27 protein-coding genes are annotated in these 24,462 nt (G+C 62.4%); 10 read left to right on the top strand and 17 right to left on the bottom strand.

What is annotated here, in order from left to right; genetic code table 11:
• Positions 1-60 precede the first annotated feature (60 nt).
• Complete coding sequence (locus P3S72_RS01210; protein ID WP_276195607.1) at positions 61-1,104, bottom strand: aminopeptidase; 1,044 nt, start codon at positions 1,102-1,104, stop codon at positions 61-63.
• 111 nt (positions 1,105-1,215) lie between these two features.
• Here P3S72_RS01210 and P3S72_RS01205 point away from each other — a divergent pair, with 111 nt between their 5' ends.
• A complete protein-coding gene (locus P3S72_RS01205; protein ID WP_276195606.1) occupies positions 1,216-1,638 on the top strand; it encodes a hypothetical protein in 423 nt (140 codons plus the stop codon).
• On the opposite strand, the gene P3S72_RS01200 is transcribed toward P3S72_RS01205, so the two are convergent.
• Both P3S72_RS01200 and P3S72_RS01195 read right to left on the bottom strand, forming a co-directional pair.
• Complete coding sequence (locus tag P3S72_RS01200; protein WP_247400228.1) at positions 1,639-1,878, bottom strand: DUF1161 domain-containing protein; 240 nt, start codon at positions 1,876-1,878, stop codon at positions 1,639-1,641.
• A gap of 206 nt (positions 1,879-2,084) precedes the next feature.
• Positions 2,085-2,516, bottom strand: a complete 432-nt coding sequence (locus P3S72_RS01195; RefSeq protein ID WP_276195605.1) for an OsmC family protein — start codon at positions 2,514-2,516, stop codon at positions 2,085-2,087.
• 216 nt (positions 2,517-2,732) lie between these two features.
• Here P3S72_RS01195 and P3S72_RS01190 point away from each other — a divergent pair, with 216 nt between their 5' ends.
• Positions 2,733-3,734 carry an LLM class flavin-dependent oxidoreductase gene (locus P3S72_RS01190; protein WP_276195604.1) on the top strand — a complete coding sequence of 334 codons (1,002 nt, stop codon included), beginning with the start codon at positions 2,733-2,735 and terminating at the stop codon, positions 3,732-3,734.
• A gap of 61 nt (positions 3,735-3,795) precedes the next feature.
• Here the strand turns inward: P3S72_RS01190 and P3S72_RS01185 are convergent, their stop codons facing one another.
• Positions 3,796-4,020, bottom strand: a complete 225-nt coding sequence (locus P3S72_RS01185; RefSeq protein WP_276195603.1) for a DUF1161 domain-containing protein — start codon at positions 4,018-4,020, stop codon at positions 3,796-3,798.
• 115 nt (positions 4,021-4,135) lie between these two features.
• Complete coding sequence (locus P3S72_RS01180; protein ID WP_276195602.1) at positions 4,136-4,351, bottom strand: dodecin; 216 nt, start codon at positions 4,349-4,351, stop codon at positions 4,136-4,138.
• 156 nt (positions 4,352-4,507) lie between these two features.
• Between P3S72_RS01180 and P3S72_RS01175 the strand changes: the two genes are divergently transcribed.
• On the top strand, positions 4,508-4,834 hold the full coding sequence (locus P3S72_RS01175; protein ID WP_247408555.1) for a DUF883 family protein: 327 nt from the start codon (positions 4,508-4,510) through the stop codon (positions 4,832-4,834).
• An 8-nt stretch (positions 4,835-4,842) separates the two neighbouring features.
• Here P3S72_RS01175 and P3S72_RS01170 read toward each other — a convergent pair whose 3' ends face one another.
• Complete coding sequence (locus P3S72_RS01170) at positions 4,843-5,739, bottom strand: LysR family transcriptional regulator (protein ID WP_276195601.1); 897 nt, start codon at positions 5,737-5,739, stop codon at positions 4,843-4,845.
• Positions 5,740-5,850: 111 nt separating this feature from the next.
• Here P3S72_RS01170 and trpB point away from each other — a divergent pair, with 111 nt between their 5' ends.
• From trpB to P3S72_RS01155, 3 genes are all read left to right on the top strand, one after another.
• Positions 5,851-7,077, top strand: a complete 1,227-nt coding sequence (trpB, locus tag P3S72_RS01165; RefSeq protein ID WP_247408049.1) for a tryptophan synthase subunit beta — start codon at positions 5,851-5,853, stop codon at positions 7,075-7,077.
• Positions 7,078-7,887, top strand: a complete 810-nt coding sequence (gene trpA, locus P3S72_RS01160) for a tryptophan synthase subunit alpha (protein WP_276195600.1) — start codon at positions 7,078-7,080, stop codon at positions 7,885-7,887.
• A 136-nt stretch (positions 7,888-8,023) separates the two neighbouring features.
• Entirely contained in the window at positions 8,024-8,464 is a 441-nt protein-coding gene (locus tag P3S72_RS01155; RefSeq protein WP_276195599.1) for an anti-virulence regulator CigR family protein, read from the top strand.
• 225 nt (positions 8,465-8,689) lie between these two features.
• On the opposite strand, the gene P3S72_RS01150 is transcribed toward P3S72_RS01155, so the two are convergent.
• From P3S72_RS01150 to P3S72_RS01125, 6 genes are all read right to left on the bottom strand, one after another.
• The gene (locus tag P3S72_RS01150) at positions 8,690-9,994 is read right to left on the bottom strand and encodes an MFS transporter (RefSeq protein WP_276195598.1); all 1,305 of its coding nucleotides are present in this window, start codon (positions 9,992-9,994) and stop codon (positions 8,690-8,692) included.
• A gap of 175 nt (positions 9,995-10,169) precedes the next feature.
• A complete protein-coding gene (gene dgoD / locus P3S72_RS01145) occupies positions 10,170-11,318 on the bottom strand; it encodes a galactonate dehydratase (protein WP_003170741.1) in 1,149 nt (382 codons plus the stop codon).
• Positions 11,319-11,366: 48 nt separating this feature from the next.
• A complete protein-coding gene (locus P3S72_RS01140) occupies positions 11,367-11,987 on the bottom strand; it encodes a 2-dehydro-3-deoxy-6-phosphogalactonate aldolase (protein ID WP_276195597.1) in 621 nt (206 codons plus the stop codon).
• 1 nt (position 11,988) lies between these two features.
• Positions 11,989-12,948, bottom strand: a complete 960-nt coding sequence (locus P3S72_RS01135; RefSeq protein WP_276195596.1) for a 2-dehydro-3-deoxygalactonokinase — start codon at positions 12,946-12,948, stop codon at positions 11,989-11,991.
• Between the two features lie 176 nt (positions 12,949-13,124).
• Complete coding sequence (locus P3S72_RS01130) at positions 13,125-13,451, bottom strand: DOPA 4,5-dioxygenase family protein (protein WP_276195595.1); 327 nt, start codon at positions 13,449-13,451, stop codon at positions 13,125-13,127.
• A 31-nt stretch (positions 13,452-13,482) separates the two neighbouring features.
• Positions 13,483-14,433, bottom strand: a complete 951-nt coding sequence (locus P3S72_RS01125; RefSeq protein ID WP_276195594.1) for a LysR family transcriptional regulator — start codon at positions 14,431-14,433, stop codon at positions 13,483-13,485.
• A gap of 103 nt (positions 14,434-14,536) precedes the next feature.
• On the opposite strand from P3S72_RS01125, the gene betC reads away from it, so the two are divergent.
• The 3 genes from betC to P3S72_RS01110 all read left to right on the top strand — a co-directional run bounded on the left by betC (position 14,537) and on the right by P3S72_RS01110 (position 18,718).
• Positions 14,537-16,051, top strand: coding sequence for a choline-sulfatase (gene betC / locus P3S72_RS01120; protein WP_276195593.1), 1,515 nt, complete (start codon positions 14,537-14,539; stop codon positions 16,049-16,051).
• Between the two features lie 15 nt (positions 16,052-16,066).
• A complete protein-coding gene (gene choX / locus P3S72_RS01115; protein WP_276195592.1) occupies positions 16,067-16,990 on the top strand; it encodes a choline ABC transporter substrate-binding protein in 924 nt (307 codons plus the stop codon).
• A 159-nt stretch (positions 16,991-17,149) separates the two neighbouring features.
• A complete protein-coding gene (locus P3S72_RS01110) occupies positions 17,150-18,718 on the top strand; it encodes a SulP family inorganic anion transporter (protein WP_276195591.1) in 1,569 nt (522 codons plus the stop codon).
• A gap of 114 nt (positions 18,719-18,832) precedes the next feature.
• Here P3S72_RS01110 and aroE read toward each other — a convergent pair whose 3' ends face one another.
• A complete protein-coding gene (gene aroE, locus P3S72_RS01105) occupies positions 18,833-19,651 on the bottom strand; it encodes a shikimate dehydrogenase (protein WP_276195590.1) in 819 nt (272 codons plus the stop codon).
• Positions 19,651-20,583, bottom strand: coding sequence for an oxygen-dependent coproporphyrinogen oxidase (hemF, locus tag P3S72_RS01100; protein ID WP_247407791.1), 933 nt, complete (start codon positions 20,581-20,583; stop codon positions 19,651-19,653). Before hemF ends, aroE begins: the two co-directional genes overlap by 1 nt.
• A 160-nt stretch (positions 20,584-20,743) precedes the next feature.
• On the opposite strand from hemF, the gene P3S72_RS01095 reads away from it, so the two are divergent.
• Positions 20,744-21,721, top strand: coding sequence for an NADPH:quinone reductase (locus P3S72_RS01095; RefSeq protein WP_253400248.1), 978 nt, complete (start codon positions 20,744-20,746; stop codon positions 21,719-21,721).
• A 129-nt stretch (positions 21,722-21,850) separates the two neighbouring features.
• On the opposite strand, the gene P3S72_RS01090 is transcribed toward P3S72_RS01095, so the two are convergent.
• The 3 genes from P3S72_RS01090 to P3S72_RS01080 all read right to left on the bottom strand — a co-directional run bounded on the left by P3S72_RS01090 (position 21,851) and on the right by P3S72_RS01080 (position 24,397).
• Entirely contained in the window at positions 21,851-22,408 is a 558-nt protein-coding gene (locus tag P3S72_RS01090; protein WP_276195589.1) for an L-threonylcarbamoyladenylate synthase, read from the bottom strand.
• 54 nt (positions 22,409-22,462) lie between these two features.
• The gene (gene dprA / locus P3S72_RS01085) at positions 22,463-23,557 is read right to left on the bottom strand and encodes a DNA-processing protein DprA (RefSeq protein ID WP_276195588.1); all 1,095 of its coding nucleotides are present in this window, start codon (positions 23,555-23,557) and stop codon (positions 22,463-22,465) included.
• A gap of 63 nt (positions 23,558-23,620) precedes the next feature.
• Positions 23,621-24,397: a peptidoglycan-binding protein gene (locus tag P3S72_RS01080; protein ID WP_276195587.1), complete on the bottom strand. Its 777-nt coding sequence runs from the start codon at positions 24,395-24,397 to the stop codon at positions 23,621-23,623.
• Between the last annotated feature and the right edge of the window lie 65 nt (positions 24,398-24,462).

Here is a 24,462-nt window from a genome sequence, read left to right as displayed (position 1 = left end):
CCACATTTGGCCTGCGTACACGGATCAAAATGTGGGAGGGGGCTTGCTCCCGATGAGGCCCTACCGGCCAGCACCTTCCAACTGCCTCAACGCCGCCTTACGCTGTGCCACCGGCAAATGGCCCATCCGCTCCACTGCCGCATAGAACTTCAGCCAATTCCCACCGTCCTGTCGGAACAACGCCGCAAACGCCGGCACCCACTGGTCATACAGCCCGAACGGTAGAAGCCGCGCATTGTTCATCGGCAGATTCACCCAGGCGTCATAACGTTTGTCGCCACCCCACTGACTGTCCCGCACCCGCCGGTATTCGCTGCGCAGGCGCTCGAATTCGGCCGCCTTGGCCCGCCGCATCGCATCGGCTGCCAAGGGCTGGGCGTAGAGTGTTTCCAGACGTTTGCGGGTATCGAGGACCAACCGGGTAAATTGGTCACGCTGCTGCAGCGCCGCGCTGCCGATCGGCGCCAGGCCCCGGGCGACGCGCCATTGGCGCGTGCCTTCCTGTTCGACGAAGGTGGCAAAGGACTCATTGAACTCGGTGTCGTCCTTCACGTAAAAGCGTTGGTGCGCCAGCTCGTGAAAAATCAACGTGGCCAGGCGCTCATCGCCCCAGCTCAGCATCGAACTCATGATCGGGTCATTGAACCAACCCAGGGTGGAATAGGCCTCGACGCCGCCAATCGACACATCCATGCCTTGCTGCTTGAGCAACGCGGCCTCACCCCGCGCCGCACCCTGGCTGTAATAGCCGCGATAGGCGACGCAGCCGGCGATGGGGAAGCAGTGATTTTGCGCCGCCAGGGAAAACTCCTGCGTGGCAAAAACATTCCAGACCACATATGGCCGGCCAATATCGGCGTACAGCCGGTAACTCTGGTTATCCGGCAAGTGCAGTTGCGCGCTGGCGAACGTGCGCGCCTTTTGCGCTTGCACCAAGTGATCACGTAACGGCTGCGGTCGCGCGGGGTCGGCAATCACCTTGGCCACCGGCTCCCTGGCCTGCAGCAACTGCCACTGGCCGCTGGCCAATTGGCCGTAATAACCGACGCTGGAACACCCGCTGAGCAGCACAACCCACAACCCTGGAAGAAAACGCCTGACCATGCCGCGACTGCTCCTTGGGTAATTGGCTCGCCAGCCTATCGTGACTGCCCGGCGTTTTTCCATGGCGTAGCGTGTTTATACTCAAACCTCTCCTTGTGTTGAGTGCCCGCCATGCGCCAGCTAGTGCTTCCCATCGCCGCCCTGTTGCTCAGCGCCTGTGCTTCGCCGCCCATCCCGCCGGTGGACCCGCAACAGGCCTGGGTCGATTTCGCCACCCCGACACCGGGGGCCAAGCTGGTGATGGCCCAACGTCTGGATGGGAAGAACCTCAACGACGGACGCTTCTTCCAGGTCCCGCCGGGCAGTCACGAGCTGATGGTGCGCTTTGATTTCGAAGTGCCGGCCGGCGGCAGCTTTGGCGGATTGGCACAAACCCAGGACCGGACCTGCTTCATGACCTTGCAGTACGACCACTTCGAGGCCGGCCAGCGTTATCGCCTGGAGGGGCGCTCGTTGGCCTACACACCGAATATCCGGCTGTACAACGCCGCGCGTCAGTTATTGGCGCAAGAGCGCAGCGTGAACTGCATCTGATCAGTCGTTGTTCTTCTGGTAGATGATCGCCTTGGTACCGTTTTCGCAGGAACCGACAATCATCGCGCGGTCGTGGTTCTTGGCTTCTTCGGCAGTGATGACTTCCAGGGTGTAGGACGGAATCGCCTTGGCCTGGATTTTGATCTCGATCTCTTTCCTGAGCTCTTCGCAGTCTTTGGGTGCGGCCACGGCCGATGTGGCCAACACACCGCAGATGATCGCCAAAGCAAAACGTTTCATGTGTGAAGCTCCCTGAATGCATGCGCACGGGTGTGCGCCTAAGGCTGCATAGGCTATAGGACCACATCGGGGAAACACGAGTTCTGATTTAACGCACAACTAAATGTGGAAGGGGGATTGCCCCCGATAGCGGTATTCAGTCGGCTCATCCGATACTGACAGATCGCAATCGGGGGCAAGCCCCCTCCCACATTTTTAAGGCGGTGTCAGTTGACGAGTGTGGCGTCCAGGCTGATTTTCGCGTTCAGCACCTTCGACACCGGGCACCCTTCCTTGGCCTTTTTGCTCAGTTCTTCGAACTGCGCCTGGCTCGCGCCGGGAATCTTGGCGTTGAGCACCAGGTGTACAGCGGTGATCGCAAAACCACCGTCGACCTGGTCCAAAGTCACTTCGGCCTGGGTGTCGATGCTGTCAGCCTTGAGCCCGGCGTCGCCGAGAATCATGGAAAACGCCATGGAGAAACAGCCGGCGTGGGCCGCACCGATCAATTCTTCAGGGTTGGTGCCCTTGCCTCCCTCGAAACGGGCCTTGAAGCCGTAGGGCGCTTCGCGCAGCACGCCGGTTTCCGTGGAAATGGAACCCAGACCTGTCTTCAGATCACCTTCCCAATGCGCGGATGCTTTTTTCACGATACTCATAGCGGTCTCCTCGAACGGTGGTTTTGCTTCAGTAAGGGTTCTGAGGATAGAAGCTTTGCCAAAGTTCACTTGTAAGAAAAACCTAGCGCTAAGGTAGGAAATTTCTCGCGCGCTATTGAATCTCGGGTATATGCCCTCATTGCATAGAACATGCACATGAAGCGGCAGGTTTTGGTTCGTCTAAGAAGCCTGCGCCCTTATTGGAGAAGCAGGCTTATGAAATCGCTGTCCGACGTGAAGTTCTCGACCCTCGACCTGGTGCCCGTGCGGGCCAACGGCAGTCCCGCACAGTCGCTGCGCAATTCCCTGGACCTGGCCCAGCATGTGGAAAAGTTTGGCTACAACCGCTTCTGGGTAGCTGAACACCACAATATGGATGGCATCGCCAGCTCGGCCACCTCGGTATTACTCGGTTACCTGGCCGGCGGCACCTCGACCCTCCGCGTCGGTTCCGGCGGCGTGATGCTGCCCAACCATGCGCCGTTGGTGATCGCCGAACAATTCGGCACCCTGGAATGCCTGTACCCCGGCCGGATCGACCTGGGCCTGGGGCGTGCGCCCGGTTCCGATCAGATGACCGCCCGCGCCCTACGCCGCGAACGCTCCGGCAGCGCGGACGACTTCCCCGACGACGTGGCCGAACTGATGGCCTACCTCGGCCCGCGCACGCCCGACCAACGGGTGATTGCGGTTCCCGGCACCGGCACCAACGTCCCGGTGTGGCTGCTCGGTTCCAGCCTGTTCAGCGCACAACTGGCCGGTGAGCGCGGCTTGCCCTACGCCTTCGCCTCCCATTTCGCACCGCGCTTGATGCATGAGGCGATTCGCGTGTACCGCAATCACTTCAAGCCTTCGGCCGTTCTGGACAAGCCCTACGTGATGCTTGGCATTCCGTTGGTCGCGGCGGATACCGATGAACAGGCCGATTACCTGGCCACGTCGGTCTACCAACGCATCCTGGCGCTGATGCGCGGGCAGAGCCTGGTGCAGCGCCCACCAGTGAACAGCATGGACGGCCTGTGGCTGCCCCATGAAAAAGACGCGGTAGGCAGCTTCCTCGGCCTGGCGATGGTCGGCAGCCCGGCGAAGATCCGCGCCAAACTGGAGGTGCTGATCGAACAGACCGGCGCCGATGAGCTGATCTTTACCTGCGACCTGTACGAACACGCCGACCGGATTCATTCCTACGAACTGCTCGCGCAGTTGATGAAGGGCTAAACCTCGCAGGCGAAAAAAAACCGACGCACCTGCGTCGGTTTTTTATGTCTGCAACGCAGGATTAACCGCGCTTGTAGACAATTTCCTTGGTGCCGCCTTCGCAACTGCCAACTACCTTACCGTCGGCCGCAGCGCCTTTAGCCACCACTTGCAGCGAATAACCCGAAGCGCCCTTGGCGTCGATTTTCGCGGCAATTTCGCTTTTCAGCTCTTCACACGGCTTGCCCGCCGCCAGCACGGTGCCCGCCATGCTCAACAAACCTACCGCTAACAGGAACTTCTTCATCCGTCACTTTCCTTGCGCTGATCGAAACGAGCGTGCCGACGCAGGTCGCATCGGCCCCCATTGGTTGTAGCGCAGGTTATGGCAATCGGCCAGCCGGCAAGTTCAACCGTTTCGATCAACTACTGGCAATTCGGAACCCCACCTTCAACGTAACCTGGAAGTGCGCGGCCTTGCCGTCCTTGATATGGCCTCGGGTTTCGATCACCTCGAACCACTCCAAGTGCTTGATGCTTTTGCTGGCTTCGGCCAAGGCGTTGTTGATCGCCTCTTCGATGCTGGTGGCGGACGAGCCCACCAATTCGACTTTCTTGTAGGTGTGATGATCAGACATGGCGTTTCTCCTGAGGGTCGTCAATAAAGCCTAGCAGTGAAAGTTCATACTGCTTCTGGCGACCATTCCTATTCGAAAGTTCAGATTTACTGCACTTTCTGAAACGGCCGTAGTCGGTATCTACACACGCCACTCAATCATTTCAGGAGAGTCCACATGGCCAACACTTCTTTACGCAAAGCGTCGCTGGAAAGCATGGAAGCCGAGATTTCGAGCCTGCTCAAGTCCCTTGAGGACCTCAAGGACGATGCTTCCGATGAGTCGCGCAAGACCCTGAAGGCCCTGAAAAGCAATGCCGAGAACGCACTCAAGCATTCCCGTCACCTGATCAGCGACGCCTACGAAGAAAGCAAAGTAAAAATCCGCGAAACCGGTGTGGCGACCCGGGACTACGCACAAGAGCACCCATGGACCACAGCCGGCGTTGCCGTTGGCGCACTGGGCCTGCTGGCGGCTTACCTGCTGTGCAAACGCGGTAACTGATTTTCCGGCTATACCGGCTGGCGCAACAGCTCAGCCTTGAGCCATTGCGCCAGTTGCCGAGCGCGCCCATCTGCGGCGCGCTTGGGCAGCCACAACGCCAGGTGCGCCGGGGTTTGCGTGAAGCCCCACGGCGCCACCAGGCGACCGGCGCGCACGTCCTCCGCCACCAGCGGCTCCGGCGCGATCGCCACGCCCAGCCCTGCAACCGCCGCTTCCAGCAAGTAGTACAAATGCTCAAAACCCTGGCCGTGTTTCAACGCGCCGGGCTCGATCCCGTGTTGCTGCGCCCAACTGGGCCAGGCCTGCGGGCGTGACGTGGTGTGCAACAGCGCTTCGCCACACAGCGCCGCAGCCGGTGCGTCGCGCAAGCGCTCGTAACCGGCGAAACGCGGGCTCATGACCGGGCCGATACGCTCGCTGGCCAGCTCGTACACCTGCATATCCGCTGGCCACGGGGGTTCGGCGAACAGCAGCAGCGCGTCCAGACCGGGGCGGCGGGGGTCCAGGTCACCTTCGCCTGCCGACAGGTGCAGGCGCAGATCGGGCAGGTCGGCATTCAAGCGGCCCAGGCGCGGAATAAACCAGCGCGCCAGCAAACTGCCCGAACAGCCGAGGACGAACGGTGCATCGGCGCTGCTTTGGGTGATTTCTGCGCACACGTCGCGCAAGCGCTCGAACGCCTCGGTACTCGCATCGCGCAGACGCACGCCGGCATCTGTGAGTTTGAGGCCGCGTCCTTCCTTGACGAACAGGCTGACACCCAAATGTTCTTCCAGCACTTTAAGCTGGCGGCTCACAGCGCCATGGGTGACGTGCAACTGCTCAGCCGCCTGGCTCACGCTGTTGAGGCGCGCCGTGGCTTCGAATGCGCGTAGGGCGTTAAGGGGCGGAAGGTCTCGGCTCATCTGTGAGTTTTCCTGACAGGTTACGGCGATCTTATCGGTTTTCAGCACCGAACGTCAGGGGTAGAGTGACCGTCATTGCTTCCCACCCGAATTCTTTTCCTGGAGCGTCCCATGACTCAGTCCCAGACCGATCTACGCAACGGCCCTGACGCCAACGGCCTGTTTGGCGCATTCGGCGGCCGCTACGTCGCCGAAACCCTGATGCCGTTGGTCCTCGAACTGGCCCGCGAATACGAAGCGGCCAAGATTGATCCTGCGTTCAACGAAGAACTGGCTTACTTCCAGCGCGACTACGTCGGTCGACCAAGCCCGCTTTATTTCGCTGAGCGGCTGACGGAGTTCTGCGGCGGCGCCAAGATTTACCTCAAGCGCGAAGAGCTGAACCACACCGGCGCGCACAAGATCAACAACTGCATCGGCCAGATCCTGCTCGCGCGGCGCATGGGCAAAAAACGCATCATCGCCGAGACCGGCGCCGGCATGCACGGTGTGGCCACCGCCACCGTGGCTGCGCGCTTCGGCCTCGACTGCGTGATCTACATGGGCACCACCGACATCGAGCGCCAACAGGCCAACGTGTTCCGCATGAAGCTGTTGGGCGCCAAAGTGATCCCGGTAGTGTCCGGTACCGGCACGCTCAAAGACGCGATGAACGAAGCCCTGCGCGACTGGGTGACCAACGTTGATGACACCTTCTACCTGATCGGCACCGTGGCTGGCCCGCACCCGTACCCTGCAATGGTGCGCGACTTCCAGGCAGTGATCGGCAAGGAAACCCGTGACCAGATGCAAGCCCAGGAAGGTCGCCTGCCGGACAGCCTGGTGGCGTGTATCGGCGGTGGCTCGAACGCCATGGGCCTGTTCCACCCGTTCCTGAATGACACCAGCGTCGAAATCATCGGCGTTGAAGCGGCAGGCTATGGCATCGAAACCGGCAAGCATGCCGCCAGCCTCAACGGCGGCGTACCGGGTGTGCTGCACGGCAACCGTACCTTCCTGCTGCAGGACGACGACGGCCAGATCATCGACGCCCACTCGATTTCCGCCGGCCTCGACTACCCCGGCATCGGCCCGGAACACGCCTGGTTGCATGACATCGGCCGCGCCCAGTACACGTCGGTGACTGACCACGAAGCCCTGGAAGCGTTCCACAAATGCTGCCGCCTGGAAGGGATTATTCCCGCACTGGAAACTGCCCACGCCCTTGCCGAAGTATTCAAACGCGCACCGGCCCTGCCGAAAGATCACCTGATGGTGGTGAACTTGTCCGGCCGTGGCGACAAAGACATGCAGACCGTGATGCACCACATGGAACAGTCCCAGCAGGAGAAACACTAAATGAGCCGCCTGCAAACCCGCTTTGCGCAACTCAAGGAACAAAACCGCGCCGCCCTGGTGACCTTCGTCACCGCCGGCGACCCAGGCTATGACACCTCGCTGGCGATCCTCAAGGGCTTGCCCGCTGCCGGCGCCGATGTGATCGAGTTGGGCATGCCCTTCACCGACCCGATGGCCGACGGCCCAGCCATTCAACTGGCCAACATCCGTGCGTTGGAAGCCAAGCAGAACCTGGCCAAAACCCTGCAAATGGTTCGCGAGTTCCGCCAAGACAACAACTACACGCCACTGGTGTTGATGGGCTACTTCAACCCCATCCACAAATACGGCGTGCCGCAGTTCATCGCTGACGCCAAAGAAGCCGGCGTCGACGGCCTGATCGTGGTCGACCTGCCGCCCGAGCATAACGGCGAGCTGTGCGACCCGGCCCAGGCCGCCGGTATCGACTTTATCCGCCTGACCACGCCAACCACCGACGACGTGCGCCTGCCGACCGTGCTCAATGGCAGCTCGGGCTTTGTGTACTACGTGTCGGTGGCCGGTGTGACCGGTGCCGGTGCCGCCACCCTGGAACACGTCGAAGAAGCCGTGACCCGCCTGCGTCGCCATACCGCCCTGCCGATCAGCATCGGTTTTGGTATCCGCACGCCGGAGCAAGCGGCCGCCATCGCACGTTTGGCCGATGGTGTGGTGGTGGGTTCGGCGCTGATCGATCAAATCGCCAACGCCAGCAATGACCAGCAAGCCATCGACGGCGTGCTGAGCCTATGTGCAGCGCTGTCAGCAGGTGTCCGTAACGCACGTAAGTAAGCGCCTCGTATACGGTAGGTAAAGTTCCTGATACAGAGGAATCAACCCGCAAAACCGTGGCCTAAACAGCAAGACCAAGGGATTTCGAACCGTGTTCGAAATCCCTTTTTTGTATGCGTGCCCTGAGGAATTCCCGATGAAAATGCCCAAGTCCGTGATTGCTGGTTGTGGCGCGCTGGTGCTTGCCGCCAGCGCCCTGGCGCACGCCGCGCCGCCTGACCAGCGCGACGACGACCGTGGCGGCCCACCAGGCCAGCACGAACAACGTGGCGACGACCATCGCGGCCCGCAGGACGACCGTCGCGGCGGCCCACCCCGGGACTTCGGTCCGGTGCGCCAGATCATCCGCGACAATCACGGCCAATTCGGCCGTGGCGCGCCACCGCCGCCGGATATGCGCCTGGTCCGTGGCCGGCCGATGCCCCACGGTTACTATGGCGAACGCCTCGACAACCGCGCCCTGGCGCGCCTGCCGTACTACGAGGGCTATGAATGGCGCCGTTCGGGCCCGGATGTGGTGTTGATCGCAGTGGGCACGGGCATTGTCTATGAGATTCTGGAAGGCGTATTGAACTGATGCGTCGGTGCCATAATCCGAAAAAAAGCGCCACCCCAGGGTCGTAATGCCAGTCAATTAAGGAAGAACACTGTCACTGTGGCGAGGGAGCTTGCTCCCGCTGGGACGCGAAGCGGCCCCAACAGAGGGGACTGCTACGCAGTCCAACGGGAGCAAGCTCCCTCGCCACCGGTTACCCGCTCTATCGCTTAACTGACTGGCATTAACCCCGGGGTCGCCGGTTTTTTACAACTCGATCCGCTCGACCTTGCCCACCAACAAAATGTAGGAAAGCGCCCCGAGCAATGCCAGCACGGCGATATAGGTGATTGCCGGCGCGAACGAATCCCCACTGGCCAGGAAGCCAATCACGATCGGCGTGGTAATCGCCGCCAGGTTGCCGATGAAGTTGAACACACCGCCGGTCAACCCGAGCAAACGGGCGGGCGCCAAGGTCGACACCAGCGACCACGTGATCGACGCCAAGCCATTGCCGAAGAACGCCACCGCCAGGAACGCAATCACCCACGCCGTCGAGTCCACGTAGTTGGCGCCAATGATCGCGGTGGAGATCAACAGCCCGCCAATGATTGGCAACTTGCGCGCAAAGCCCACCGACGCGCCACGGCGAATCAGCCAGTCGGAAAAAATCCCGGAACACAGCACGCCGACAAACGCCGCGAGGAAGGGCAGGGAAGCAAGCAGGCCGGATTTGATGAAGTCCATCCCGCGATATTTCACCAGATAGGTCGGGAACCACGTCAGGAAGAACCACAGCGTGGAGTTCAGGCAGAACTGGCCCAGGTAGATGCCCCAGAGTTTGCGCTTGCTCAGCACGATGCCCAGGTCGACCCAACTGAACGGTGCCTTGGTGGTTTGCGCCTGCATGTCCACCAGCCCGCCGCCGGCACGGATCAGTTCGATTTCAGCCGCGTTGGCGCCTTTGAAGTCCTTCGGCTCGCGGTACACCGCGTACCAGATCAGCGCCCAGAGGATGCCCACGCCGCCCGTGGTGACAAACACCATGTGCCAGCCGTACTGGTGCTGCAACCAGGCCAGCACCGGGGTGAGAAACGCCAGCCCGACGAACTGCCCGGAGGTGTAGAAACCAATCGCCGTGGCGCGCTCACGCTCGGGGAACCAGGTGGTGACCACACGGCTGTTGATCGGATAGGCCGGGGCTTCCAGGGCGCCCACCGCCATGCGCAGGACAAACAGCGCGATGAAGCTGGCCGCAAAGCCGAGCATCACGGTGGCGATGGACCACAGCAGCAATGCGACGGTGTAGAGAATGCGCGGTGGCACCCGGTCCACCAGCCAGCCGCCGGGGATTTGCATGGCGGCGTAGGTCCAGCCGAACGCCGAGAAAATCAGCCCGACATGCACCGGGTCGATGCCCAAATCACTGGTCAGGGCCGGCGCTGCAATCGACAGGTTGCTGCGGTCGAGGTAGTTGATCACCACGGTGATAAACAGCAGCACCATGATGAAGTAGCGCTTTCTGCTAGGCGTGACTAAAGAAGCCTGCCCGGTGAGGGATTCAGGGCGCATGGGGTTGTCTCTTCTTATGTTTATTGAGGACGGACTTACTGAATAAACCGGATCAAATGTGGGAGGGAGCTTGCCCCCGATAGGTGAGTGTCAGTCGACATCTTCGGCGGCGGGTTCGCCGCTATCGGGGGCAAGCCCCCTCCCACATTTTTTGCCACATTTTTTCAGGCAGACATCACCACTCGGCAAAACTGCCGTCGGCGTGGCGCCAGATCGGGTTGCGCCAGCGGTGGCCGATGGCCGCGCGTTCGATCACGTATTCCTCGTTGATCTCGATGCCCAGGCCCGGCCCGTTGGGGATCTTCACGAAGCCCTGGTCATAGTCGAACACGCCCGGATCGCGCACGTAGTCGAGCAGGTCGTTGCTCTCGTTGTAGTGAATGCCCAGGCTTTGCTCCTGGATAAACGCGTTGTAGCAGACCGCGTCCAGTTGCAGGCAGGCGGCCAGCGCGATTGGGCCCAGCGGGCAGTGCAGCGCCAGGGCCACGTCGTAGGCTTCGGCCATGTTGGCGATCTTGCGGGTTTCGGTGATGCCGCCAGCGTGGGAAGCGTCCGGCTGGATGATGTCGACGTAGCCTTCGCTGAGCACGCGCTTGAAGTCCCAGCGCGAGAACAGGCGCTCGCCCAAGGCAATCGGCGTGCTGGTCAGCGGTGCGAGTTCTTTCAAGGCTTCGTAGTTTTCGCTGAGCACCGGCTCTTCGATAAACATCAGCTTGTACGGGTCCAGCTCTTTCATCAGCACCTTGGCCATGGGCTTGTGTACGCGGCCATGGAAGTCGACGCCGATGCCCACGTTAGGGCCGACGGCATCGCGCACGGCGGCGACGTTGGCCAGGGCCAGGTCGACTTTTTCGAAGCTGTCGACGAACTGCAACTCTTCGGTGCCGTTCATTTTCACCGCAGTGAAACCACGCGCTACGGCTTCTTTGGCGGCGCGGGCGGTGTCGGCGGGGCGGTCGCCGCCGATCCACGAATACACGCGAATCTTGTCGCGCACCTGGCCGCCCAGCAGGTCGCTGACCGACACGCCCAGGGCTTTGCCCTTGATGTCCCACAGCGCCTGGTCGATGCCGGCCAGCGCGCTCATATGCACGGCGCCGCCGCGATAGAAACCGCCGCGATAGAGCACTGTCCAGATGTCTTCGATATTGCGTGGGTCTTTGCCGATCAGGTAGTCGGACAGTTCCTCAACCGCAGCCGCCACCGTGTGGGCGCGGCCTTCGACCACGGGTTCGCCCCAGCCGGTGACGCCCTGGTCGGTTTCCACTTTGAGGAAGCACCAGCGCGGTGGGACGATGAAGGTCGTCAGTTTGGTGATTTTCATCTTCTTATCTCTCTTGTCGATGCAGCGCCCAAGGCGCAAAACTTGCGATCAGTTCAGAGCGTTCCAGGCTGCGACATACGCCTGGGCATTGCTCGCCACCTGGGCCACGGACATGCCCGGCTTGAACAACCCGGAACCCAGGCCGAAACCCCTGGCGCCGGCGTCGAAATACACCTGCATGTTGTCCGGGCTCACGCCGCCGACCGGCAGCAACAACGTGCCCGCCGGTAACACCGCCAGCCACGCCTTGATCACCGCCGGGCCCATTTGCTCGGCGGGGAACAGCTTCAATACGTCGGCGCCTTCGGCCAGCGCGGCGAACGCCTCGGTCGGGGTGGCAACCCCCGGCGACAGGTACAGGCCGGCAGCTTTCGCGGCGCGCAAGACCTTGGCATCGCTGTGGGGCATCACGATCACCTGGCCACCGGCGGCTTTGACCTGCTCGACCTGCGCAGGCGTCAACACCGTGCCGGCGCCGATCAGGCAATCGGCGGGCAGGCTGTCACGCAGGGTGCGGATGCTGGTGTAAGGGTCCGGCGAATTGAGCGGGACTTCGATCACGCGAAAACCGGCGCGGTACAGCACCTGGCCAATCGCCTCGGCTTCGTCCGGTCGCACACCGCGCAGGATCGCGATCAAACCGTTTTGCGTGAGTGCTTGCTTGAGCATGTCAGGCCTCCATTGCAGGTTGAATGAGCCCGGCGGCCTGGGCCAACTGCCAGAGGCCGCGTTCGGTGGCCTCTTGCGCCAGGCTGACGTGGGCGAAGCCGCAGAGGTCGAGGGCGCGTTGATAACGGGCACAGAGCGGCGCGGCGCCGACCAGGATGATCGGCTGGTGTTTGGCGGCGGCAGGCAAGCCGGCGAGTTCATGGCCGATCAGCAGGCCGGAGAGGTAGTCGGGCTGCTCGTCGGGGGCGAGTTTGCCGGTCAAGCCCAGGGTGCGTGCGCTGAACAGCGTCGACAGCACCCCGCGCTCGCCGTCTACCGACAGCGCCACCTGCACGCCAAGGTCGAAGGCTGCCGCCTGGAAGTGTTCGGCGGGTTGTTGGGTGCGCCCGAGCAGGCTGTGCTTGCTCAACACCGCGAACAGCTCACCGGTCATGAAGGTGTCGAAATGGGTGATACAGCCGTCGACCACCTCGACCCATTTGGAATGGCTGCCGGGCAGGCCGATCAACACCTCGGCCGCGAGGCCCTGCAGCACGCCGAGCACCTGGGTTTCTTCGCCGCGCATCACGTTGGGCAAACCGACCTGCTCGATCACGCCAGGCACGATATGCACATCGACGCCGCGCACACTGCGCACGCGGTGCAGCGCCTGGCCGAGGCTGGCGACGTCGACCGGGGTGTTGCGGTAGGCCGCTTCGCTCCAGCCCTGGGCGCTGCCGACCATGCCGCAGGCGATCACCGGCAAGCCCGGCTGGGCGTCGAGCCAATCGCCGCAGGCTGCGTCGAACGCCAACTCGAAGCCATCGCTGCAGCGCACGCCAGCAATCTCCCGGGGTTGGCTGGGCAGATGCATGATCCCCAACGCCAGCGCACGTTGTTCCAGCACCACGCCTGCGGGGCCGAGTTTATAAGCACGAAGGGAACTGGTTCCCCAATCGAGCGCGATCAATTGCGCCGGCATCGCTTCACCTGAAATGAGTGGGTGCTGAAAAAAGCAGATGGGCGAATATAAACCTATGCTCGGCGATATCTCAATATATAAATATCAATCCCATATAATGAGACGACGCGAAATAGATCCTACGACCTTCCCGCCTTTTACTGCGGGAATGGCCAGGCTGTATTTGACGAGGGAGGTTAAAAAACCGACAGATCCAGCTCGCGCATCGCACCCATCCAGATCGCGTACTCGGTGTGATCCTTTAGGTCGTTGCCGGTATCAGGGTGCAGAAACACCACCAGGCCATTGCGATGCAACGCCAGCCACGGCAGCACCGCGCCAATGTATTCGGGGTCGAACGCCAACTGGCAGCTCCACTCCGGGTGCGGGCCCACGGGGCGTTCATGCACGCGGCCCATGTGCAGCGGAAACAGGGTTGCCGCGTCTTCGCACAAGGTGCGCGCCTGGTCGATGGTGTGGGCATCGAAGTAGATGTGGGCGTGATAGCCCTTGATACGCTGCATGACAAGATCCAGAACCGCTGTGCGACAAATCCTAGACCGCAATCGACGGCAGAGCCAGGCCGGTCAGTGACTGTGCGCTGCGCGCCTGCTCCGCCACCAGCCAATCGACGAACCGCTCGACCAACTGCCCCCGGCGTTTGCGCTGCGGTTGCACCACGTAGTAGCCCAAGCGTGAGATCACCGTGTCGCTGATCGGCCGGCACAGCCACTTCTGTTCCAGCAGGTTGTCCACCAGGTGGCGCCAGCCGATGGCCACGCCCTGGCCGGCAATCGCGGCCTGGATCAGCAGGGTGTAGTTATCGAAGCGCAGTTGGCCGGGGGTCGGCGCGGTGGTAATGCCCAGCTCGCGGAACACGCCGCTCCAGTCGAACCACTGGCTGTTGTGTTCCTGGCGCAGGTGCAGCAACGGGCAGTCGGGCAAGGTCTGCACGGTCAGCGGCGTGGCTTGGTCCTTGAGCCACTGCGGGCTGCACACCGGGAACACTTCTTCATTGAACAGCCACAGGCTGTCGCCCTGCTTGAAACGGCCGTCGCCAAACAGCACCGCCACGTCGATATCGCTGCGCAACGTGGCGTGATTGCGTTCGCTGGTCACCAGGCTGACGTCGACCTCAGGGTTGGCTGCATGGAAGCGATGCAGGCGCGGCATCAGCCAGTAGGCGGCGAAGGCGAAGTCGGTGGCCACTTGCAGCACTTCGTGCTGGTCCTGCTGGGTGATCGCGCTCAGGCCTTGGTTGATGGTCTGCAAACCGCCCTGGACATGTTCGAACAGCAAGGCACCGGCATCGGTCAACTCGATGCCACGGTAGATGCGATCAAACAGGCGGATCGCCAATTGCTCTTCGAGGCGCTTGATCTGCTGGCTGATGGCCGGCTGGGTGGTGCCCAACTCCATCGCCGCCGCCGTAAAGCTGCGGTGGCGCGCCGCCGCTTCGAAGGCGCGGAGCAAATCGAGGGATACATCGCCGAGGGCTTCATACATAAGCTGTGCTTATCCTAGACATTGCTTTTCATGGGCTTTACCCCATTTTCCATGGGCCGCATGCTCATTCGCATAAACAACGCCTATGGAATGCCGAAGACTCATGAAGCGCAAGAACATTCTTTTCATCATGGCCGATCAAATGGCCGCGCCGATGCTTCCGTTCTACGGACCTTCCCCGATCAAGTTGCCAAACCTCAGTCGCCTCGCCGAACAAGGCGTGGTGTTCGACGCCGCCTACTGCAACAGCCCGCTGTGCGCACCGTCGCGCTTTACCCTGGTCAGCGGCCAGTTGCCGAGCAAGATCGGCGCCTACGACAACGCGGCGGATTTCCCCGCCGATGTGCCGACGTATGCCCACTACCTGCGTCGCCTCGGCTACCGCACCGCGCTGTCGGGCAAGATGCACTTCTGCGGGCCGGACCAATTGCACGGTTACGAAGAGCGCCTGACCAGCGACATCTACCCCGCCGACTATGGCTGGGCGGTGAACTGGGACGAGCCGGGCGTACGCCCCACCTGGTACCACAACATGTCCTCGGTGCTGCAAGCCGGGCCGTGCGTGCGCACCAACCAGCTGGATTTCGACGAAGAGGTGGTGTTCAAGGCCCAGCAGTACCTGTTCGACCATATTCGCGAGGACGGCGACCAGCCGTTCTGCCTGACCGTGTCGATGACCCATCCCCACGACCCGTACACCATTCCCAAACCGTTCTGGGATCTGTACGACGACAGCGACATCCCTTTGCCCACAACGCCGGCCCAGGGCGACCTCGACCCGCACTCCCAGCGCCTGCTCAAGGTCTACGACCTATGGGACAAGCCGCTGCCGCCGGAGAAGATCCGCGATGCACGCCGCGCCTACTTCGGCGCGTGCAGTTACATCGACAGCAATGTCGGCAAGCTGCTGCAGACCCTGGACGACACCGGCCTGGCCGACGACACCATCATCATCTTCTCCGGCGACCACGGCGACATGCTCGGCGAGCGCGGCCTCTGGTACAAAATGCACTGGTTCGAAATGGCCGCCCGCGTGCCGCTGCTGGTCAGCGCGCCGGGGCAGTTCGCCGCGCGCCGTGTGACCCAGGCCGTCTCCACCGCCGACCTGTTGCCAACCCTGGTGGAGCTGGCCGGCGGCGCACTCGAACCGCACTTGCCCCTGGACGGCCGCTCGCTGGTCCCGCACTTGCAAGGCCAGGGCGGGCACGACGAAGTGTTCGGCGAATACATGGCCGAAGGCACCGTCAGCCCGCTGATGATGATTCGCCGTGGCGCCTACAAGTTCATCTACAGCGAAGACGATCCCTGCCTACTGTTCGATGTACACAATGACCCACGGGAACAGGAAGAACTCAGCCAGTCGCCGCAACACCGGGCGCTGTTTGCAGCCTTTCTGACTGAAGCGCGGGCCAAATGGGACATCCCGGCGATCCACCAACAAGTGCTCGCCAGCCAACGCCGTCGGCGCCTGGTGTTTGAAGCACTGAGCCAAGGCAAGCTGAAGAGCTGGGATCACCAGCCACGGGTGGACGCCAGTCAGCAATACATGCGCAACCATATCGACCTCGACGACCTGGAGCGCAAGGCACGTTATCCACAACCCTGCCAACACCCATAAAACAGAGGGAAAGCCATGCAAAAGTTGACTGTGGTGCTGGGCGTAGCGGGCATGGTGGCGTTGAGCAGCGCCGCCGTGTACGCAGACGCCCGTTGTGAGACGGTGAAGATGGCCGATCCAGGCTGGAGCGATATCGCCGCCACCAATGCCGTCGCCGGTTTTCTGCTGACAGGCATGGGCTACAAGGCCAAGGTCGACACCCTGGCGGTGCCGATCACCTTCGGCGGGCTCAAGGACGGCCAGGTGGATGTGTTCCTGGGTAACTGGATGCCGGCGCAGCAAGGTTTCTACGACAAGTTCGTGGCCAACGGCGATGTGGTGCAGTTGGCGAAAAACCTCGACGGCACCGAATTCACCCTCGCCGTGCCGAACTATGTGTGGGACGCCGGGGTGCATGACTTTGCTGATCTGAGTAAATTCGCCGACAAGTTCGACAAGAAGATCTACGGCATCGGCTCCGGCGCGCCGGCAAACCTCTCGCTGCAGGAGATCATCAAGAAGAACGACTTCGACCTGGGCAAATGGAAGCTGATCGAGTCCAGCGAACAGGCGATGCTCGCCGAAGTCTCACGGGCTGTGAAGAAACAGCGCTTCATCACCTTCCTCGGCTGGACCCCGCACCCGATGAACGTGCAGTTGAAAATGCATTACCTCAAGGGCGGCGAGAAGTACTTCGGCGACACCGGCAGCGTGTATACCCTGACCCGCAAGGGTTATGCACAGGCCTGCCCGAACGTAGGAAAGCTGCTGACCAACCTGAGTTTCACCCAGGCGATGGAGAACAGCATCATGGCCGAGGTGGCCAACAATAAGGTCAGCAATGCGGATGCGGCAAAAGCGTGGATCAAGGCCAACCCGGCAGTGTTGGACAAGTGGCTCGACGGCGTAAAAACCGTGGACGGCCAGGATGCGTTGGCGGCTGTAAAAGCCAAACTCTAAAGCCGGCCACTGTCCAAATGTGGGAGGGGGCTTGCTCCCGATAACGGTGGATCAGTCACTACATCATTGACTGTCAGTCCGCGATCGGGAGCAAGCCCCCTCCCACAAAAGCCGGCGTGTACTGATACCCTGAGCCAAACCTTTCTATCCGAGTTTGCGATGCGCCGGCCCAACCGCCACACACTCTTTCCCTTCCTCAGTTGGCTGCCGCGCCAAACCCGCGCCAGCGTCGGTCGGGATGCAATCGTCGGCCTCAGCGGCGCGGTGCTGGCCTTGCCGCAGTCGATTGCCTACGCGCTCATCGCCGGTCTCCCACCGGAATACGGGCTGTACGCCGCGATCATCCCGGTGTTGATCGCTTGCCTCTGGGGTTCGTCCTGGCACCTGATCTGCGGCCCCACGGCGGCGATTTCCATCGTGCTCTACGCCAGCATCAGCCCCCTGGCCGTGCCGGGCTCACAGGACTACATCACCTTGATCCTGCTGCTGACCTTCCTCGCCGGAGTGTTCCAGTGGTTGCTCGGCCTGCTGCGCTTCGGCGCGTTGGTGAATTTCATCTCCCATTCAGTGGTGCTGGGGTTCACCCTCGGCGCCGCCGTGGTGATTGCCCTCGGCCAACTGCCCAACCTGCTGGGCCTGGATTTGCCGAGCCAGGCCACGGCGATCAACAGCTTGCTGGAACTGATCGACCATGGCGCCGAGTGGGACCACGCCTCACTCCTGCTCGGGCTGGGCACCTTGCTGTTGGGCGCACTGCTCAAATACCTGCTGCCGCGCTGGCCGACGCTGTTGATCACGCTCGCGCTGGGCAGTCTGGCCGCCTGGCTGTGGCCGGCGATGTTCGGGCATGTGGCACTGGTCAGCGCATTTATCGGCAAGCTGCCGCCATTCAGCCCGTTGCCGCTGGACCTGGACATGGTCTTGCGCCTGCTGCCCAGCGCCGTGGCGGTGGGCATGCTCGGGTTGGTGACCAGCCTGTCGATTGCCCGCTCGCTGGCGGCGCGCTCGCAGCAATTGCTCGACGCCAACCAGGAAGTTCGAGCGCAGGGTTTATCCAACATCGTCGGCGGATTTTTCTCCGGCTACCTGTCGGCCGGTTCCTTTACGCGCTCCGGCCTCAGCTATGAAGCGGGCGCCTGTTCACCGTTGGCGGGGGTATTTTCTGCACTGTGGGTGGCGTTGTTCGCGTTGTTTGGCGCGGCGCTGATCGCACACATACCGATCCCGAGCATGGCCGCGAGCATCCTGCTGATCAGTTGGGGCCTGGTGGACCATCGGGGCATTCGCGCGTTGTTCCGGGTCAGTCGCGCCGAGTTCGTGGTGATGAGCCTGACCTGCATCGCCACCTTGCTGCTGGAGCTGCAAACCGCGATTTACGCCGGGGTGCTCGCCTCGTTGTTTTTCTACCTCAAGCGCACCTCGCAGCCGCGGGTTCAGCAATGGCGCAACGGCGAGGAAGAGGTGCTGCGGGTCGGTGGTTCGATCTTTTTTGGCGCCAGCCATTACCTGCAAGTGCGCCTGCAAAGCCTGCAGGGCGAGCGGGTAGTGATCGAGGCGCAGCAGATCAACTTTATCGACTATTCCGGGGTGGAGATGCTGCACCAGGAAGCGCGGCGATTGAAAGCGCTGGGGCGCAGCCTGACCTTGCGCCGGGCCCGGCCGCAGGTCGTTGAGGAATTGAAAAAGCTGGAAGGCGCCGACAACTGCCCCATCCATTTCGAAGACTGAATACGATCAAAACTGTGGGAGGAGGCTTGCCCCCGATAGCCGTCGTGCAGCCGATGCATGTTTGGCTGACTCACCGCTATCGGGAGCAAGCCCCCTCCAACCTTTGGACGTGCGTTAAGCCAATTGGCGGCGCAGCTCGGCCAACACCGGCGCCGAATCCGGGCGCACGCCACGCCACAGGAAGAACGCTTCCGCCGCCTGCTCCACCAGCATGCCCAGACCATCCATTGCCACCGCCGCACCGTGTTCCGTGGCCCAGCGGCAGAACGCGGTCGGTTCCTTGGCGTACATCATGTCGTAGCAAAACGTCTTGCCCGGCGCGATCAGGCTGCCCGCAATCGGCGGTACATCGCCCGACAGGCTGGCGGAGGTGGCATTGATGATCACGTCCACCGGCTCACACAGCCAGTCGAAACCACTGGCAGACACCGGGCCCAAATCGTCGAACAACTCGGCAAGCATTTCGGCCTTTTCCACGGTGCGGTTGGCGATGATCAGCGACGCCGGCCGCTCGGCCAGCAACGGCTCCAACGCACCGCGCACCGCGCCACCGGCGCCGAGCAACAGGATGCGTTGACCTTGCAGGCTGAGCCCGGCATTCACCGTCAGGTCGCGCACCAGGCCGGCGCCGTCGGTGTTATCGCCCAGCAGGCGGCCATCGGCCAGCTTGCTCAGGGTGTTCACCGCGCCGGCGCGCTCGGCGCGTGCGGTGAGGGTGTCGGCCAGGCGGTAGGCGTCTTCCTTGAACGGCACTGTGACGTTGGCGCCACGGCCTTGCTGAAAAAACTCACGGGCAAACCCGATGAAGTCCTCCAGCGGCGCAAGCAGAGCGCTGTAGTCCAGTTGCTCGCCGGTCTGTTCGGCGAACATGCGGTGAATCAACGGCGACTTGCTGTGGCCGATGGGGTTGCCGAACACGACATAGCGGTCCATCAGACAGCCGCCTTGGGCGCAGCCACGCCGAGCCAGTCGCGGTCTTGCAGGAAGTAGTCGGTGAGGCGCGCTTCTTCGCTGCCGACGTCGGCTTTCCAGTCGTAGCTCCAGCGCACCTGGGGCGGCAGCGACATCAGGATCGACTCGGTACGCCCGCCCGATTGCAGGCCGAACAAGGTGCCACGGTCGTAGACCAGGTTGAACTCAACGTAACGACCACGGCGGAATTCCTGGAATTCGCGCTGCTGTTCGGTATAGGCCTGCGCCTTGCGGCGCTGCACGATCGGCAGGTAGGCGTCGATGTACGCATCGCCGATGGCACGGATGAAGGCGAAGCAAGTGTCGAAGTCCCACTCGTTCAAGTCATCGAAGAACAGGCCACCGATGCCGCGCGGTTCGTTGCGATGCTTGATATGGAAGTAGGTGTCGCACCAGGCCTTGTAGCGCGCATAAACGTCGGCGCCGAACGGCGCGCAGGCCTGCTCGGCCACACGGTGCCAGTGGATGCAGTCGTCTTCGTTGGCGTAGTAGGGCGTGAGGTCGAAGCCACCGCCGAACCACCACACCGCCTCTTCACCTTCCTTTTCAGCGATGAAAAAGCGCACGTTGGCGTGGGAAGTCGGTACATGCGGGTTGTGCGGGTGAATCACCAGCGACACCCCAAGGGCTTCAAACCCGCGCCCGGCCAGTTCGGGGCGATGCGCACTGGCGGACGGTGGCAGGCCGCTGCCAAACACGTGGGAAAAGTTAACGCCGCCTTTTTCGATCACCGCACCGTTTTCGATCACACGGGTGCGACCGCCGCCGCCCGCAGGCCGGGTCCAGGCGTCTTCGATAAAGCGCGTGTCCGTCTCGAAGGTTTCCAGGGCGCTGCAAATACGGTCTTGCAGATCAAGTAGATAGGCTTTAACAGCCTCGGTGCGGGTAGTCATGGCATCACCTTGAATCGGGCAAAGCTACGCGAGGCCATTGGGCGTCGGCGGCAAATGGGCGCACAGGATACCACCGCACTCAGGTCCGTCGCAGTTGACGAAGATCAAGCTTAGGAGTCCGATAGGGGGCTACCCGAATTCGAACCCAGGAGAAGTGCAGATGGCCAAACGTATCCAGTTCAGCGCCCATGGCGGCCCCGAGGTGCTTGAGTATGTGGACTACACGCCAGCAGAGCCTGGCCCACAGCAGGTTCGGGTGCGCAACGCGGCCATTGGCCTGAACTTCATCGATACTTACTTTCGCAGCGGCTTGTACGCGCCGCCGGCCTTGCCATCGGGCCTGGGCGCGGAAGGCGCGGGTGTGGTCGACGCCGTGGGCAGTGAGGTCACGCAATTCAAGGTCGGCGACCGCGTGGCCTACGGCAGTGGCCCGTTGGGTGCCTACAGCGAACTGCACGTATTGCCTGCCGCGAACCTGGTTCACCTGCCGGACGACATCAGCTTCGAACAAGCCGCCGGCGCGATGCTCAAGGGCCTGACCACGCAATACCTGCTGCGCCAGACCTACGAGTTGAAGGGCGGCGAAACCATTCTGTTCCACGCCGCAGCCGGTGGCGTGGGCTCCCTGGCCTGCCAGTGGGCCAAGGCCCTGGGCGTGAAGCTGATCGGCACGGTCAGCTCGCCGGAAAAAGCCGCGGTGGCCAAATCCCTCGGCGCCTGGGCAACCATCGACTACAGCAAGGAAAACGTCGCACAGCGGGTGCTGGAATTGACCGACGGCAAGAAATGCCCGGTGGTGTACGACGGCGTCGGCAAGGACACCTGGCTGACCTCGCTGGACTGCGCGGCGCCACGCGGCTTGGTGGTGAGTTTCGGCAACGCCTCGGGCGCGGTGGACGGGGTGAACCTGGGGATTCTGGCGGCCAAGGGCTCGCTGTATGTCACCCGGCCGACCCTGGCGACCTACGCCAGCAACCCCAAGGACTTGCAGGCCATGGCCGATGATCTGTTCTCGATGATCAAGAGCGGCAAGGTGCGCATCGATATCAATCAGCGCTTCTCGCTGAAGGACGCGGCCAAGGCGCAGACGGAGTTGTCGGGGCGGCGCACGACGGGGTCGACCATTCTGTTGCCGTAAGGCTTTGGGTTTCTGGCGTGGTTAAGGGCGCCATCGCGGGAAAGCCCCCTCCCACATTCGATCAGTGTCCGTCATGACAACACGGTCAAATGTGGGAGGGGGCTTGCCCGCGATGGCCACGACCCGGTCTCACGACGGCCGCACAACCTCACCCGTCACCAGGTCGCGGATCAGGCTTGGGTTCTTGCGCCCACCGAGGGCGCCACCTAACACCAGATCGACCTGGCCACGGAAGTACTGCTCGACGCGAATCCGCGTGCGGGCGGCCGGGCGGCCCTGGGGGTTGGCCGAGGTGGAAATCAACGGCCCGACCAATGAGCACAAGTCACGCACCAGCGGATGGTCGCTGACCCGCAGCGCCACGGTGTCATGCACCCCCGTGACCCATTCCGGCAACAGGTTCTGATGAGGCACCAGCCAGGTATTGGGCCCCGGCCAGGTGCTGGCCATGCGGTCGATCCAGTCTTGCGGGAAGTCTTCGAAGAGAAAATCGAACTGGCGGATATTATCCGCGACCAGGATCAGGCCCTTATCCACCGAGCGGTTCTTGATCGCCAGCAGCCGGTCCACTGCCGCTTCGTTCCACGGGTCACAGCCCAGGCCCCAGACCGCCTCGGTTGGATAGGCAATCACCGCGCCTGCGCGAATTTCTCGTGCGGCTTCCAGCACACGCCACCTGTTGACCATTGCTCACTCTCCAGACTAAAGCTCTGCGCAGTTTACCGATCTTCGTTACAAAACCTAGCAGCGCGCGAGCCAGCGCCCGCTTTCGCAGACCACCTGGCCTTCCAGCTCCAACTCGGTGAGTGTCGCCAGCACCTGGGACAACGGCCGCCCACTGGCAATCGCCAAGGCTTCGCTGGTGTGCGGCGCCGCGTGCAGCAGTGCAACCAGCGGATGGGTCACCGGCATCGGCACCGGACGCGACAGCGCCTGCCACCCGCGCAAGCCTTCAAGAATGTGCTCGATGGTTTCCACCAACACCGCGCCATCGCGAATGAGCTGATGACAACCCTTGGCCCCTGGATGATGGATCGAGCCCGGAATCGCATACACCTCGCGCCCTTGCTCGGCCGCGAGCCGCGCGGTGATCAGCGAACCGCTGGCCATGCCGGCTTCCACCACCAGCACGCCGAGCGACAGACCACTGATGATGCGGTTGCGCCGAGGGAAATTGCCGGCCTGGGGCGCGGCGTCCAGCGGAAACTCGGAAACCACCGCGCTGCCCTGGGCAATCATCGCTGCCGCGAGGCGTCGGTGGCGCTGTGGATAAAACTTTTCCAGGCCGGTGCCGAGTACGCCGATTGTCTTCCCGCCGACCTCCAAAGCCGCTTGATGCGCCGCACCGTCAATGCCCAGAGCCAGGCCGCTGGTGATGACAAAACCGGCGCTCGCCAGGCTGCGGGAAAAAGCCGCGGCGGTGTCCATGCCGGGACGCGATGCGCGGCGGCTGCCGACCATGGCCAACTGGGGTTTTTCCAGGATCGAAGGGTCGCCGGCAACGAATAACAACGGCGGTGCGTCATCGATCTGGGCCAGTAGTGCGGGGTACTCAGGCTGGTCCCACATCAGTAAATGCTGGGCCGGACGCGCCAGCCAGGCCAGCGCCACGCTCGCGCCCTCGCGGACTTCATGGCTGCGCCGGGCCTCGGCACTGATGGCGGGCAACCCGAGCGAGCGCCAGGCGCTGGCCGGCGCGCTGAGCGCCTTCGAGGCGCAGCCGAACGCGTCGATCAACAGGCGAAAACGCTTCGGGCCCAGTTCCGGCAGCCGGTGCAAACGTAGCCGGGCTTCCAGTTCTGCCGGGGAAATTTCACTGTTGTTTATCGGATACATCTGATCATCCTTGACCGGAACAAGCTGTGGATAACTCTGTTGGTAACTTATTTAGCAGCCTATTTATTGCGTTTGACGGGCAGTCTCGAAACGGTCCATCACCGCCAGTGGCCGCGAGGCACTGAGGACCAGGCCGTAACTGAGCTTTTCATAGGTGCGAAACACCAGCAGCGTGCCGCCGCGCTCATCGGAAAGTTTTACCTGGGCGCCGCTGAGGGCGTCGCGTACCGTGGCGCCGGTCTTGAGCACGCTCAGCCGTTGGCCTTCGACCAGGCCGTCGCGGCGGCCTTTATTCAGGGTCACGGCATCCAGCACGCCGATCTGTGTAACGCCCCTGGGTACGTCGATGATGTGCCCTTCAATAAACGGCACTGCCTGCGCGCCTTCCAGGCTGGCCAGCGCAACGGGCGGCTCGGTAAGGAGTAAACGGTCGCCGGGGCGCACTTCCTGGGTGACACGCTGCACGGCAAGGGAGGTCAGGTCGCCGGCCATCACCCAGCGCGCGGTGCCGATGTCGTCGGCGTTGATCCCCAGTAGCTCCTGGGTTTGGGGGTCGGTGTAGACCTTGCCTCGGCGGAAGATCCCGTAACTGGGCTGGGCCGGGTCCATGACGCCGCGGGCATACACGCGCTCGCCATCAGCCCCCAGCACACGCCCGGCCTCTGCCGCGACAACGTAGGGCGCGTTATCGAGATCGAGGGGTGAATCGAGGATGCGATTGTGTAACAAAAATTGCTGGATGGCCTGTTGCGTCGGTTGATCCAGGCTCGGGCCGGGCGCTGGAAGCAGGGCCAGGGCGAACGGGGCCCAGAGCAGCAAGACGAGTAGCGATTTCCTCATGGGGTCAATCTCCTTTATTATGTACGTTCGCGTGAAACGCCATAGCCTTCGCGGCTTCCGAGCGT

This window comes from Pseudomonas sp. D3 (assembly GCF_029320995.1).
GTDB classification, from domain to species: domain Bacteria; phylum Pseudomonadota; class Gammaproteobacteria; order Pseudomonadales; family Pseudomonadaceae; genus Aquipseudomonas; species Aquipseudomonas paraveronii.
The sequence above is the reverse complement of the archived record's forward strand: the minus strand, read 5'-3'. Positions and strand labels throughout refer to the sequence as shown.

Bases quoted from the DNA above. Each gene is read 5' to 3' on its own strand.
- P3S72_RS01210 (WP_276195607.1), bottom strand. From the start codon at position 1,104: ATGGTCAGGCGTTTTCTTCCAGGGTTGTGGGTTGTGCTGCTCAGCGGG.
- P3S72_RS01205 (WP_276195606.1), top strand. From the start codon at position 1,216: ATGCGCCAGCTAGTGCTTCCCATCGCCGCCCTGTTGCTCAGCGCCTGT.
- P3S72_RS01200 (WP_247400228.1), bottom strand. From the start codon at position 1,878: ATGAAACGTTTTGCTTTGGCGATCATCTGCGGTGTGTTGGCCACATCG.
- P3S72_RS01195 (WP_276195605.1), bottom strand. From the start codon at position 2,516: ATGAGTATCGTGAAAAAAGCATCCGCGCATTGGGAAGGTGATCTGAAG.
- P3S72_RS01190 (WP_276195604.1), top strand. From the start codon at position 2,733: ATGAAATCGCTGTCCGACGTGAAGTTCTCGACCCTCGACCTGGTGCCC.
- P3S72_RS01185 (WP_276195603.1), bottom strand. From the start codon at position 4,020: ATGAAGAAGTTCCTGTTAGCGGTAGGTTTGTTGAGCATGGCGGGCACC.
- P3S72_RS01180 (WP_276195602.1), bottom strand. From the start codon at position 4,351: ATGTCTGATCATCACACCTACAAGAAAGTCGAATTGGTGGGCTCGTCC.
- P3S72_RS01175 (WP_247408555.1), top strand. From the start codon at position 4,508: ATGGCCAACACTTCTTTACGCAAAGCGTCGCTGGAAAGCATGGAAGCC.
- P3S72_RS01170 (WP_276195601.1), bottom strand. From the start codon at position 5,739: ATGAGCCGAGACCTTCCGCCCCTTAACGCCCTACGCGCATTCGAAGCC.
- trpB (WP_247408049.1), top strand. From the start codon at position 5,851: ATGACTCAGTCCCAGACCGATCTACGCAACGGCCCTGACGCCAACGGC.
- trpA (WP_276195600.1), top strand. From the start codon at position 7,078: ATGAGCCGCCTGCAAACCCGCTTTGCGCAACTCAAGGAACAAAACCGC.
- P3S72_RS01155 (WP_276195599.1), top strand. From the start codon at position 8,024: ATGAAAATGCCCAAGTCCGTGATTGCTGGTTGTGGCGCGCTGGTGCTT.
- P3S72_RS01150 (WP_276195598.1), bottom strand. From the start codon at position 9,994: ATGCGCCCTGAATCCCTCACCGGGCAGGCTTCTTTAGTCACGCCTAGC.
- dgoD (WP_003170741.1), bottom strand. From the start codon at position 11,318: ATGAAAATCACCAAACTGACGACCTTCATCGTCCCACCGCGCTGGTGC.
- P3S72_RS01140 (WP_276195597.1), bottom strand. From the start codon at position 11,987: ATGCTCAAGCAAGCACTCACGCAAAACGGTTTGATCGCGATCCTGCGC.
- P3S72_RS01135 (WP_276195596.1), bottom strand. From the start codon at position 12,948: ATGCCGGCGCAATTGATCGCGCTCGATTGGGGAACCAGTTCCCTTCGT.
- P3S72_RS01130 (WP_276195595.1), bottom strand. From the start codon at position 13,451: ATGCAGCGTATCAAGGGCTATCACGCCCACATCTACTTCGATGCCCAC.
- P3S72_RS01125 (WP_276195594.1), bottom strand. From the start codon at position 14,433: ATGTATGAAGCCCTCGGCGATGTATCCCTCGATTTGCTCCGCGCCTTC.
- betC (WP_276195593.1), top strand. From the start codon at position 14,537: ATGAAGCGCAAGAACATTCTTTTCATCATGGCCGATCAAATGGCCGCG.
- choX (WP_276195592.1), top strand. From the start codon at position 16,067: ATGCAAAAGTTGACTGTGGTGCTGGGCGTAGCGGGCATGGTGGCGTTG.
- P3S72_RS01110 (WP_276195591.1), top strand. From the start codon at position 17,150: ATGCGCCGGCCCAACCGCCACACACTCTTTCCCTTCCTCAGTTGGCTG.
- aroE (WP_276195590.1), bottom strand. From the start codon at position 19,651: ATGGACCGCTATGTCGTGTTCGGCAACCCCATCGGCCACAGCAAGTCG.
- hemF (WP_247407791.1), bottom strand. From the start codon at position 20,583: ATGACTACCCGCACCGAGGCTGTTAAAGCCTATCTACTTGATCTGCAA.
- P3S72_RS01095 (WP_253400248.1), top strand. From the start codon at position 20,744: ATGGCCAAACGTATCCAGTTCAGCGCCCATGGCGGCCCCGAGGTGCTT.
- P3S72_RS01090 (WP_276195589.1), bottom strand. From the start codon at position 22,408: ATGGTCAACAGGTGGCGTGTGCTGGAAGCCGCACGAGAAATTCGCGCA.
- dprA (WP_276195588.1), bottom strand. From the start codon at position 23,557: ATGTATCCGATAAACAACAGTGAAATTTCCCCGGCAGAACTGGAAGCC.
- P3S72_RS01080 (WP_276195587.1), bottom strand. From the start codon at position 24,397: ATGAGGAAATCGCTACTCGTCTTGCTGCTCTGGGCCCCGTTCGCCCTG.